This is a genomic window from Kitasatospora sp. NPDC088779 (assembly GCF_040685395.1).
Classification (GTDB): Bacteria; Actinomycetota; Actinomycetes; order Streptomycetales; family Streptomycetaceae; genus Kitasatospora.
Window position 1 is genome coordinate 122,901 of record NZ_JBFBHW010000014.1, and the last position, 11,666, is coordinate 134,566.

General features: G+C 72.1%; 8 protein-coding genes and 1 tRNA gene. 7 read left to right on the top strand and 2 right to left on the bottom strand.

All coding sequences use genetic code 11. The features are described 5' to 3' along the window. The first annotated feature begins 58 nt into the window (after window positions 1-58). The 6 genes from AB0P03_RS16155 to AB0P03_RS16180 all read left to right on the top strand — a co-directional run bounded on the left by AB0P03_RS16155 (window position 59) and on the right by AB0P03_RS16180 (window position 7,790). The gene (locus AB0P03_RS16155; RefSeq protein ID WP_350877062.1) at window positions 59-3,952 is read left to right on the top strand and encodes a DNA-directed RNA polymerase subunit beta'; all 3,894 of its coding nucleotides are present in this window, start codon (window positions 59-61) and stop codon (window positions 3,950-3,952) included. Between the two features lie 160 nt (window positions 3,953-4,112). Then, a tRNA-Met gene (locus AB0P03_RS16160) sits at window positions 4,113-4,186 on the top strand. Window positions 4,187-4,366: 180 nt separating this feature from the next. Continuing rightward, complete coding sequence (locus AB0P03_RS16165) at window positions 4,367-5,041, top strand: hypothetical protein (RefSeq protein WP_363580066.1); 675 nt, start codon at window positions 4,367-4,369, stop codon at window positions 5,039-5,041. Between the two features lie 82 nt (window positions 5,042-5,123). Then, complete coding sequence (locus AB0P03_RS16170) at window positions 5,124-6,311, top strand: sensor histidine kinase (RefSeq protein ID WP_363629370.1); 1,188 nt, start codon at window positions 5,124-5,126, stop codon at window positions 6,309-6,311. Next, window positions 6,308-6,988, top strand: a complete 681-nt coding sequence (locus AB0P03_RS16175) for a response regulator transcription factor (protein ID WP_363580070.1) — start codon at window positions 6,308-6,310, stop codon at window positions 6,986-6,988. Before AB0P03_RS16170 ends, AB0P03_RS16175 begins: the two co-directional genes overlap by 4 nt. A 190-nt stretch (window positions 6,989-7,178) precedes the next feature. After that, a complete protein-coding gene (locus AB0P03_RS16180) occupies window positions 7,179-7,790 on the top strand; it encodes a hypothetical protein (RefSeq protein WP_363580072.1) in 612 nt (203 codons plus the stop codon). A gap of 81 nt (window positions 7,791-7,871) precedes the next feature. On the opposite strand, the gene AB0P03_RS16185 is transcribed toward AB0P03_RS16180, so the two are convergent. Together AB0P03_RS16185 and AB0P03_RS16190 are read right to left on the bottom strand one after the other, a co-directional pair. Then, a complete protein-coding gene (locus AB0P03_RS16185; protein ID WP_363580074.1) occupies window positions 7,872-9,671 on the bottom strand; it encodes a hypothetical protein in 1,800 nt (599 codons plus the stop codon). Beyond that, entirely contained in the window at window positions 9,668-10,732 is a 1,065-nt protein-coding gene (locus AB0P03_RS16190) for a MoxR family ATPase (RefSeq protein ID WP_363369345.1), read from the bottom strand. Before AB0P03_RS16190 ends, AB0P03_RS16185 begins: the two co-directional genes overlap by 4 nt. A gap of 112 nt (window positions 10,733-10,844) precedes the next feature. On the opposite strand from AB0P03_RS16190, the gene AB0P03_RS16195 reads away from it, so the two are divergent. Further along, window positions 10,845-11,585 carry a Sir2 family NAD-dependent protein deacetylase gene (locus AB0P03_RS16195; RefSeq protein ID WP_363617965.1) on the top strand — a complete coding sequence of 247 codons (741 nt, stop codon included), beginning with the start codon at window positions 10,845-10,847 and terminating at the stop codon, window positions 11,583-11,585. Window positions 11,586-11,666: the final 81 nt, after the last annotated feature.

Below are 11,666 nucleotides of genomic sequence, written 5' to 3' on the forward strand. Positions count from 1 at the left end.
AGGCCCCCCTCAGACCACATGAACGACTCTCGACTTACGAAAGAGGGCTTGACGACCAGTGCTTGACGTCAACTTCTTCGACGAGCTCCGCATCGGCCTGGCCACCGCCGACGACATCCGCCAGTGGTCGCACGGCGAGGTCAAGAAGCCGGAGACCATCAACTACCGCACCCTGAAGCCCGAAAAGGACGGACTCTTCTGCGAGAAGATCTTCGGCCCCACCCGGGACTGGGAGTGCTACTGCGGTAAGTACAAGCGCGTCCGCTTCAAGGGCATCATCTGTGAGCGCTGCGGCGTCGAGGTGACCCGCGCCAAGGTGCGCCGTGAGCGGATGGGCCACATCGAGCTGGCCGCCCCGGTCACCCACATCTGGTACTTCAAGGGCGTGCCGTCCCGCCTGGGCTACCTGCTCGACCTGGCGCCGAAGGACCTCGAGAAGGTCATCTACTTCGCCGCCTACATGATCACCTGGGTCGACGACGAGCGCCGCCAGCGCGACCTGCCGTCCCTGGAGGCGCACGTCTCGGTCGAGCGCCAGCAGATCGAGAACCGCCGCGACTCCGACCTCGAGGCCCGTGCCAAGAAGGCCGAGACCGACCTGGCCGAGCTGGAGGCCGAGGGCGCCAAGGCCGACGTGCGCCGCAAGGTGCGCGAGGGCGCCGAGCGCGAGATGAAGCAGCTGCGCGACCGCGCGCAGCGCGAGCTCGACCGCCTCGACGAGGTGTGGGCCCGCTTCAAGAACCTCAAGGTCCAGGACCTCGAGGGCGACGAGCTGCTCTACCGCGAGCTGCGCGACCGCTTCGGCACCTACTTCTCCGGCTCGATGGGCGCGGCGGCCCTCAAGGACCGCCTCGAGACCTTCGACCTGGCGGAGGAGTCCGAGCGCCTGCGCGAGATCATCCGCACCGGCAAGGGCCAGAAGAAGACCCGTGCGCTGAAGCGCCTCAAGGTCGTCTCCGCGTTCCTGCAGACCACCAACAAGCCCAACGGCATGGTGCTGGACTGCGTCCCGGTCATCCCGCCGGACCTGCGTCCGATGGTGCAGCTGGACGGTGGCCGCTTCGCGACCTCCGACCTGAACGACCTGTACCGCCGCGTGATCAACCGCAACAACCGCCTGAAGCGGCTTCTCGACCTCGGCGCGCCCGAGATCATCGTGAACAACGAGAAGCGCATGCTCCAGGAGGCCGTCGACGCCCTGTTCGACAACGGCCGTCGCGGCCGTCCGGTCACCGGCCCGGGCAACCGCCCGCTGAAGTCCCTCAGCGACATGCTGAAGGGCAAGCAGGGTCGTTTCCGCCAGAACCTGCTCGGCAAGCGCGTCGACTACTCGGCCCGTTCGGTCATCGTCGTCGGCCCGCAGCTCAAGCTGCACCAGTGCGGTCTGCCCAAGGCCATGGCGCTGGAGCTCTTCAAGCCGTTCGTGATGAAGCGCCTGGTCGACCTGAACCACGCGCAGAACATCAAGTCGGCCAAGCGCATGGTCGAGCGTGCCCGCCCGGTCGTGTGGGACGTGCTCGAAGAGGTCATCGCCGAGCACCCCGTCCTGCTGAACCGTGCGCCCACCCTGCACCGCCTCGGCATCCAGGCCTTCGAGCCCCAGCTGGTCGAGGGCAAGGCCATCCAGATCCACCCGCTCGTCTGCACCGCGTTCAACGCGGACTTCGACGGTGACCAGATGGCCGTCCACCTGCCGCTCTCCGCGGAGGCGCAGGCCGAGGCCCGCATCCTGATGCTGTCCTCGAACAACATCCTGAAGCCGGCCGACGGTCGCCCCGTCACCATGCCGACCCAGGACATGGTGCTCGGTCTGTTCTTCCTGACCTCGGACCGGGAGACGGTGAAGGGCGGTGGCCGTTCCTTCTCCTCGACCGCCGAGGCCGTCATGGCCTTCGACGCCCGCGAGCTGGACGTCCAGGCCCCGATCGAGCTGCGCCTGCCGGCCGGCACCGTCCCGCCGCGCGGCTGGACCCCGCCGGTGGACGAGGAGGGCCAGACGGCCTGGTTCGACGGCGAGCCGTTCCGCCTGACCACCACCCTGGGCCGCGCGCTCTTCAACGAGCTGCTGCCCGAGGACTACCCGTTCGTCGACTACGAGGTGGGCAAGAAGCAGCTCTCCGCGATCGTCAACGACCTGGCGGAGCGCTACCCCAAGGTCGTCGTCGCGGCGACCCTGGACAACCTGAAGGCGGCCGGTTTCCACTGGTCGACCCGCTCGGGTGTCACCGTCTCGATCTCCGACGTCGTCGTCCCGCCGAACAAGCCCCAGATCCTCGAGGGCTACGAGGCGAAGGCGGAGAAGGTCCAGCGTCAGTACGAGCGCGGCCTGATCACCAACGACGAGCGCAAGCAGGAGCTCATCGGCATCTGGACCCAGGCGACCAACGAGGTCGCCGAGGCCATGAACGAGAACTTCCCGAAGACGAACCCCATCTTCATGATGGTCGACTCGGGTGCTCGTGGAAACATGATGCAGATGCGCCAGATCGCCGGTATGCGTGGTCTGGTGTCGAACGCCAAGAACGAGACCATCCCGCGACCCATCAAGGCGTCGTTCCGTGAGGGTCTCACCGTGCTGGAGTACTTCATCTCCACCCACGGTGCCCGTAAGGGTCTGGCGGACACCGCCCTCCGTACCGCCGACTCCGGCTACCTCACCCGTCGTCTGGTCGACGTCTCCCAGGACGTCATCATTCGCGAGGAGGACTGCGGCACCGAGCGCGGCCTGAAGCTGGCGATCGGCACCGTCGGTGCGGACGGCGTGCTGCGCAAGGCCGACGACGTCGAGACCAGCGTGTACGCCCGCATGCTCGCCGAGGACATCACGGTGGACGGCAAGCTCCTTGCCACCGCCAACACCGACCTCGGTGACGTGCTGATCGACGAGCTGATCCGCCACGGCATCGGCGAGGTCAAGACCCGCTCGATCCTGACCTGCGAGTCGGCCGTCGGCACCTGCGCCTTCTGCTACGGGCGTTCGCTGGCCACCGGCAAGCTGGTCGACATCGGTGAGGCGGTCGGCATCATCGCCGCCCAGTCCATCGGTGAGCCCGGTACCCAGCTGACGATGCGTACCTTCCACACCGGTGGTGTGGCCGGTGACGACATCACCCAGGGTCTGCCGCGTGTCGTCGAGCTCTTCGAGGCCCGTACCCCCAAGGGTGTGGCCCCGATCTCGGAGGCCACCGGCCGGGCGCGGATCGAGGACACCGAGAAGACCCGCAAGCTCGTCATCACCCCGGACGACGGCAGCGACGAGATCGCCTACCCCGTCTCCAAGCGTGTGAAGCTGCTGGTCAGCGAGGGCGAGGCGGTCGAGGTCGGCCAGAAGCTGACCATGGGTGCCACCAACCCGCACGACGTCCTGCGCATCATGGGCCAGCGTGCCGTCCAGATCCACCTGGTCGCCGAGGTCCAGAAGGTCTACAACTCGCAGGGTGTGTCGATCCACGACAAGCACATCGAGATCATCATCCGGCAGATGCTCCGCCGCGTGACGATCATCGAGTCGGGCGACGCCGAGCTGCTCCCGGGCGAGCTCGTCGAGCGCGGCCGCTTCGAGACCGAGAACCGTCGCGTGGTCGCCGAGGGCGGTCACCCCGCCTCCGGCCGTCCGCAGCTGATGGGTATCACCAAGGCCTCGCTGGCCACCGAGTCCTGGCTGTCGGCCGCCTCCTTCCAGGAGACGACCCGGGTCCTCACCGACGCGGCGATCCACGCCAAGTCGGACCCGCTGCTGGGCCTCAAGGAGAACGTCATCCTCGGTAAGCTCATCCCGGCCGGTACGGGTCTGCCCCGCTACCGCAACATCCGGGTCGAGCCGACCGAGGAGGCCAAGGCCGCGATGTACTCGGCCGTCGGCTACGACGACTACGACCTGTCGCCCTTCGGCGCCGGCTCCGGCCAGGCGGTCCCGCTGGACGACTACGACTACGGCCCGTACACCGGCTGAGTCCGACGTTCGGCTGTCAGGGCGGTCACCCCTCGCGGGGTGGCCGCCCTGCGGCGTTCCCGCTGCGGGGGCGAGGGGGCGAGGGGGCGAGGGGGCCGGGGGCCCTGCGGGGCACGGATTAGGTTCCCCGGCAGAAGTCGCGTAGAGTCGTGTTTACCGACGCGGGGTGGAGCAGCTCGGTAGCTCGCTGGGCTCATAACCCAGAGGTCGCAGGTTCAAATCCTGTCCCCGCTACTCAGTAGCAACGAAGGGCCCGGAGGCATCAAGCCTCCGGGCCCTTTCGTCGTTCCCGGGAGCGGCCCCTCCCTCGTGCGGGGGAGGGGCCGGAACCGCTCTGGCGAGGGAGGCGGGAGAGGGGACGGCCGGGGGAGGCTTCGCGTGTCGGGACGGCGGGGCTTTCGAAGGGGGCCGGGCATGAAGCGGGTACTGGGCGCGATGGCGATCACGGGGACGGTGCTGGTCGGGATGTCCGCCTGCCTGCCCTTCGGGGACGACCAGGAGCACCGGACCGTGGACTACGGGGTGTCGGAGCCGGTCGGGGAACTGGTGGTCGAGGCGCACACCGGCGGGATCGTGGTGACCGGCGGCGGCGACGCGGTGCACGTGACCGAGGAGCAGAACTACCGGGGCGAGGCGCCGCGGACCACGCACGAGGTGAAGGACGGCGTGCTGCGGCTGACGTACGACTGCCGGGGCTGCGGCGTCGGGTACACCGTGCAGGTGCCGGCCGGGACGAAGGTGCGGGTGACCCAGGAGACCGGCGGGGTACGGCTGGTCGGGCTGGCCGCCGAGGTGGAGGCCTCGGTGGACACCGGCGGGGTCGAGGCCACCCGGCTGACCTCGCAGACCGTCCGGTTGAGCACCCGGACCGGCGGGGTGCGGGCCGACTTCGCGGCGGCACCCGTGAAAGTGGAGGCGAAGGCGGAGACCGGCGGGGTGCGGGTCAGGGTGCCGGCCGGGGAGGCGTACGCGGTGGACGCGCACGCCGGGGCCGGCGGAGTGGAACTCGGGATCCCCTCGCAGCCGGGGGCGGCGCGCAGCATCGCGGCGCGCACGGGCGCCGGCGGAGTGTCGGTCGACGGTGTCTGACCGGGCCGTTCCGGAGGTCCTGCCGGTAGGGCATGATCTTCTCCGCGGGGGCGGCGCCCCCGGACCCGGGGGAGGGGCGGCGGTGGTGCGAGCGGCGCGCTGGCAGAGCTGGTCGGCCGGGCTGAGTCCGTACGTGCTGGACTCGCTGCTGGCCGTGGCATCGGCCGGGATCTCGGTCTGGGCGGTCGGCAACGACGACACGGCCTGGCCGTGGTGGGTCTACCTGGTGGCGGTGTCCACCTCGCTGTCGCTGCCCTGGCGGCGCCGGGCGCCGCTGGCCGCGCTGGCGGCGGGCAGCGTGGCCCTCATGACGCTGTCCGTGGTGGCGCACTCGGCGAGTCCGCAGGTGCCGCTGGCCGGGGTGATCGGCATCTACACGGTGGCGGAGCGCTCCCCGGACCGGCAGCGCTGGACGGTGCTGGCGGTGGTGGTGGTCGCCAACGTGATCGGCACCCACTCGCCCAACGGCATGCTGTTCAGCCTGCTCACCTCGGTCGGCTCGTTCGTCTTCGGCTCGCTGGTGCGCGCCCAGCGGCGGCTGGCCCGGCTGGAGGCCGAGCGGGCCCGCGAGGCGGGGGAACGGGCGGCGAGTGAGGCGGGCCGCGCGGTGGTGGAGGAGCGGGCCCGGATCGCCCGGGAGATGCACGACATCCTGGCGCACGCCGTCTCACTGATGATCATCCAGGCCGAGGCCGGGCCGCTGGTGGTGCACGCCAACCCGGACCGGGCGATCCGCGCCTTCGACACCATCGCCGACGCGGGCCGCGACGCGATGGTCCAACTGCGTCGCGTCCTCGGAGTACTGAAGGAGGAGGGGGCCGGCCCTGAGCTGGCTCCGCAGCCCCGGTTGGCCGAACTCGCCGACGTGGCAGAGCGGGTGCGCCGGGCCGGACCGGCGGTGGAGCTCGAACTGGCCGACGGGCTGGGCGCGGTGCCCGCCGACCTCCAGGCGGCGGCGTACCGGATCGTGCAGGAGGCGCTGACCAACACGGTCAAGCACTCCGGCGCCGACCGGGTGGCGGTCCGGGTGCGGCGGTCCGGGGACACCCTGGAGGTCATGGTGTCCGACAACGGGCGCGGGCTGCCGGTGACCGTCGGCGGCGCGGTGAACGGCTGGTCCGGCGGCCGCGGGCTGGTCGGCATCCGGGAGCGGGCGGCGGCCTGCGGCGGGCGGGCCGAGGCCGGGCCCGGACCGGAGGGCAAGGGCTTCCTGGTGAGTGCCCGGCTGCCGTTGGGGGTGGCGGGCGTGGTGGAGAAGGCGGGCGGATGAATCCGATTCGGGTGGTCGTCGCGGACGACCAGGAGCTGGTGCGGGCAGGGTTCGGGATGATCCTGGACGCGCAGCCCGACATCGAGGTGGTGGCCGAGGCGCGCGACGGCGCCGAGGCGGTCGAGGCGGTCCGCGCCCACGGCCCGGACGTCCTGCTGCTGGACGTCCGGATGCCGGTCATGGACGGGCTGGAGGCGGCCCGCCGGGTCTGCGCCGAGTTTCCGTCCACCAAGGTGATCATGCTGACCACCTTCGACGCCGACGACTACGTCTTCGACGCGCTGTACGCGGGCGCCAGCGGCTTCCTGCTCAAGGACGTCCGGCGGGACGACCTGGCGCACGGGGTGCGGATGGTGGCCTCCGGGGAGGCGCTGCTCGCGCCCTCGGTGACCAGGCGGCTGATCGGCGAGTTCGCCGCCCGCCGCCCGGGCTCGCCCGAGCGGGCGGTCCGGCCGCCGTCCAAGCTGCTGGAGCAGCTCACCCTGCGCGAGCAGGAGACCCTGCGGCTGCTGGCGCGCGGGCTCTCCAACGCGGAGATCGCGGCCGAGCTGGTGGTCAGCGAGCACACGGTGAAGACGCACGTCAGCAATGTGCTGAGCAAGCTGGGGCTGCGGGACCGGGTGCACGCGGTGGTGTTCGCGTACGAGGCCGGCGCGGTGGTGGCGGGGGAGGCGTAGGGCCCCCCTCCGGATCACGCCGGGCGCGCGGGGCCCCTGGTCGGGGCTCCCCCGTGCGGGGGAGGCGGCGGGTTCGCCGGTGCGGGCGATCCGCGACGAGGGGTGCGGCGGACAGCATCTGTGGTGTCGGAACGGACCACGGGCCACCAGCTACCTGCCGGGGCCGCGGATCACCACAGGAGATCGTCGGATGAACACCCCGCAGCAGAACCGCCGCACCGCCTACGCCGTCGTCGGCGCCCCCGCCCTGATGGCCCTCTACGGGGGGATCAGGCTGGTCCCGGGCTCCCGGGAACCCGGCCTCGGCTGGACGGTCGGCCACACCGCGATGTTCGCCGGGCTGCTGCTGTTCGCCCCGGTCCTGCTCGCCCTGCGCGGGCTGCTCGCCCCGCGCGGCACCACGGCCGGGCGGCTCGCGGCCGGTGCCGCGCTCGGGACGGCGTTCGTCGGCCTGGCGGCCTCGCTGGTGCAGATCGGGATCGATCTGTACGTCGGCCTGGCGGCGGCGGACAAGGCCGGGCAGTCGCGGCTGTTCGACCGCGTCCAGGGCGTCCCCGGGGTACTGCCGGCCGTCTACCAGATCGGCCCGCTGCTGTTCTACGTCGGCCTGCTGGCTCTGCTGGTCGCCGCCGCGGTGGGCGCGGCCCGGACGCTGCCCTGGTGGAGCCCGGTGTTGATGCTGGCCGGCACCGCCGCCTCGGGGGTCGACCTGGCGCTGATCCCGGTGGCCGCGGTCTGCTACCTGGCGGCGCTGGCCCCGCTGGCCCGCCGCTCCGCCGCTCCCCGCCCGGCACTGGTCTGACCGGCGCCGGTCTGACCGGTGTTGGTCCGACCGGGCGGTACGGACGGACGGCCGCTCCCGCAGGGGAGGGGCGGGCGCCCGTCAGCTCATCCGGAACACCGGTCCGCGCGGGGTGAACGGCAGCCCGGCGCCCCGGGGAACGAGGAAGGCGTGCTCGCGGCGCACCCGCAGCACGTCGCACGCGCCGTCGGTGATGACCAGCACGGGCGCCCCGCGCGGGAAGTCCTCGGCCCGCTCCAGCAGGTCGACGCCCGGCTGCAGCTCGGTGCCGCCGCGCCCGCGCACCCGGACCCGGCCGGCGATCTCGCCGACCGGGACGTACCCGGCGTCGTGCGGTGCGGCGTCGCAGTGCACCACCCGGGCCGCGGGCACGTCCCGGGCGGCCGCGTACGAGGCGATCGCGCCGAGCGCCTTGCCGAGCAGTACCCGGTTCATCGAGCCGGAGGTGTCCAGGACGACGCCGAAGGTGCAGCGCGGCACCTCCTCGGGCGGGTGGTAGCGGCCGGCCCGGGGGATGTCCGGGGTGGCGGACTGCCGGCGGGCCGGCCGGGAGTAGCTGCGGACCGGCTCCGGGCGGGGCACGAACTCGTCGAACCAGCGGGCCAGCCGGGCGTCCCAGGGCAGCGGCGGGTGGGCGAGGGCGCGGATCTCCTCGACCAGCCCGGCGGGCAGCAGCCCGCGTTCGCGCTGGTGCAGCTCGAAGCCCTGCTGGAGGCCGCGGCGGTAGAAGTCGTCGAGGTCCACGTAGTCGCGCGGGCCGCGGTCCAGCGGTGCGCCGAGGATGTCCGGGCGGTTCTTGCCGGCCAGGGTGGCGAGTCGGCGGATCCGGCGCTCGTCGCGGACGATCCGGTCGTACACCTCCTCGGCGGACAGCCCCTTCAGCTGCGGGTCGTGCAGCAGGCCTTCCGGCATGTCGCCGACGCCCATCTCCAGCAGCCACCCGTTGATGACGTAGTCGGCGGCGACGTTGAAGAGGAACGGATCCCGGCCGCCGCGACGCTCGCCGTGCCGCAGGGCGGCGTGCAGCATCTCGTGGCCGAGGATGAACCGCCACTCCTCGTCGGTCTGCTGGCGCAGCGGGTTGATGTAGACCTCGCCGGCCTCGGCGTTGACGGCGGCGATGGTGATGCCGTGGGCGCGGGCCAGTTCGGCGTCGGCGACGACGGTGAGGCCGGCCGCGATGCCGCCGAGCAGCGGGTAGGAGGAGACGAACCAGCCGAGCGCCCTGGTCCACGGCCGTACGGGCAGGCGCTCGCCGGTCTCCTGGTCGAAACGGCCGCCGGCCCGGTCCATCGCGGCGGACATGGTGCGGGTGAGGGCGGCGGCGAAGGCCATCGACCAGTCCTTCGGGGTGTGGCCGTAGTTCTGCCACTCGACCAGCAGCTGGTCGTGGTCGGCGGTGCCGGCCGTCCCGGCGGTGACGGCCGGCGGCAGGCCGTCGCGGCGCCAGCGGGCGGTCAGCTCCTCCTCGTCGCCGCCCGGGTACTCCTGCGGGAGGGCGACCGGGGGGCGGCCGACCGGGAAGGTCGCGAGGAAACGGTTCACCACCGCGCAGCGGGCCGCCTCCTCGTAGACGTCGGGCTGGACCCGGATACCCCGGGCGGCCGGGACGTGGCCGAAGCCCAGGTGCAGCAGGCAGTGCGCCAGCACCCAGGCCCACTCCTCCGGTTCGGCCCGGCGGCGCGGGTTGACGTGCACGGTGCCGTCGGAGTCGACCACCGCCCAGCCGCCGGGCGGGGCCAGCCCGCAGTCGTCCCGGCGGCAGAAATCGGCGGGCACGGCGTCGAAGGCCGGATTCTGGCGCAGCAGCCGGACTCCCTCGGCGAAGACCTCCGCGCCCGGGTCCGGCTTCTTCGCACCCTTCTGGACGGAAGGACTCACCGGCGGGCCTCGACCAGCCGGGGCATGTCCCGGGCCGCCTCGATCAGGAACCAGGAGGGCAGCACCGGATTGCCGTCCGCGCCGTCGGCGATCACCGTCTGGGCGACCTCCACCGAGATCTCGGCCAGCTGCACCAGCAGCGACTTGGCCCGGAAGGCGGTCTGCCGCTGCGCCCCCGAGGCGTGCTCCTTGCTGGCCGGCAGCTCCTTGACCAGGCGGCCGCGGAAGGCGTCGGCCAGGTAGTAGAGCAGGTCGCGGTCCTCCAGCCGGTGCGGCCAGCGGGCGTCGCCCTTGAGGATCGCCTCCAGGCCGTACGCGTTGCGGACGATCTTGGCGTAGCCGCAGAAGGCGATCGCGTGCTGCGGGGTGAGCAGCCCGTACGCGAGCACCTTGAGGGTCTCCTCGTCCAAGGTGGGGCCGAAGGAGTGCAGCGCGTCGGAGAGCATGTGCCAGGCGCGCGGGGTGGAGAACGGCTCCTCGGTCTTCGGCGGGGCGGACCACAGGTGGTCGGGCCGGTCGGTGACGTAGTCGATGACCCAGGGGTGGATGCCGGCGCCGGCCGCCCAGCGCAGCCAGTCCGCGGCGCTGGCCCGCAGGTGCACGTGGACCATGCGGTTGACCAGCGCGGACGCCATCGGCCGGGCGAGCGCGCCGTCGGTGGCGCGGTTCCCGGCGCCGATCACGATCGAGCCGGGCGGCAGCTCGTACGAGCCGATCCGGCGGTCCAGGATCAGCGAGTAGAACGCCTTCTGGACGTCCGGGGTCGCTGCGTTGAGCTCGTCCAGGAACAGGCAGTACGGCTCGTCGCGGGCGATCTGCTCGGGCGGGCAGAACCGGGAACGGCCCTCCGGGGTCAGCTGAGGGACACCGATCAGGTCCTCCGGGGCGAGCTGGGTGCCGACCAGGCTCACGCACTCCAGGCCGAGCGACTCGGCGAACTCCCGCACCAGCGAGGACTTCCCGATCCCGGGCGCGCCCCAGAGGAACACCGGCCGGACGGTGGCCAGCCCGAGCAGCAACTCGGGAATCTGGACGGGCGAGACGCTGACTGCTCCCTGCACGGGGCTCCTTGGCAAGTGGTGGGGTGACCGGCCCAGTGTGCGGCGGTAGTTGGCGCGGCGCACCCGGATTTTCGCTGGCGCCCCGAACCGGGCCGCCCGTACCGTCCGGGGCATGAACGCGAAACGCCCCCTGATCGCCGTCCTCACCGGCGCGGGCATCTCGACCGACTCGGGCATCCCCGACTACCGCGGCCCGCAGGGGCTCTGGCAGCGGGACCCGTCGGCCCAGGACCTGGTCACCATCGGCCCGTACCGTGCCGATCCCGAGGTGCGGCGGCGGGCGTGGCGGCTGAGGCTGGAGACGGGTGTGCTGGGGGCCGAGCCGAACGCCGGGCACCGGGCGCTGGTCGATCTGGAGCGCTCGGGGCTGCCGCTGCGGGTGCTCACCCAGAACGTGGACGGGCTGCACCAGCGGGCCGGGCTGGCCCCGCGCAAGGTGCTCGAACTGCACGGCACCGCACTGGAGGTGCAGTGTCTGGGCTGCGCGGCGACGGGGCCGATGGCGGAGGCGCTGCGGCGGGTCGAGGCGGGCGAGCCGGACCCGGCCTGCCGGGCGTGCGGGGGGATCCTGAAGCCGCGCACGGTGATGTTCGGCGAGAACCTGGACCAGGAGGTGCTCGGGCAGGCCGACTCGATCGCCCGCGCCTGCGACGTGTTCATCGCGGTCGGTACCAGCCTTCAGGTGTTCCCGGTGGCGGCGCTGCCGTACAACGCGGTGCGGACCGGGTCGAAGCTGATCATCCTGAACGCCGAGCCGACGCCGTACGACGAGGCCGCCGACGAGGTGATCCGCGAGCCGATCTCCCAGGCACTGCCGGCCCTGGTGCGCAGGCTGGTGGGGGAGGGGCTCTGAAGAAGGGGCTTAAAAACGGGTGAACCGCATGCGTACGATGATCCTTCCGGCTCCCCCCTCATGGCCTGGAGTGATCGAGCG

Excerpts from the sequence above, each read along its gene's own strand:
- AB0P03_RS16165 (WP_363580066.1), top strand. The coding sequence starts at position 4,367 with ATGAAGCGGGTACTGGGCGCGATGGCGATCACGGGGACGGTGCTGGTC.
- AB0P03_RS16175 (WP_363580070.1), top strand. The coding sequence starts at position 6,308 with ATGAATCCGATTCGGGTGGTCGTCGCGGACGACCAGGAGCTGGTGCGG.
- AB0P03_RS16180 (WP_363580072.1), top strand. The coding sequence starts at position 7,179 with ATGAACACCCCGCAGCAGAACCGCCGCACCGCCTACGCCGTCGTCGGC.
- AB0P03_RS16195 (WP_363617965.1), top strand. The coding sequence starts at position 10,845 with ATGAACGCGAAACGCCCCCTGATCGCCGTCCTCACCGGCGCGGGCATC.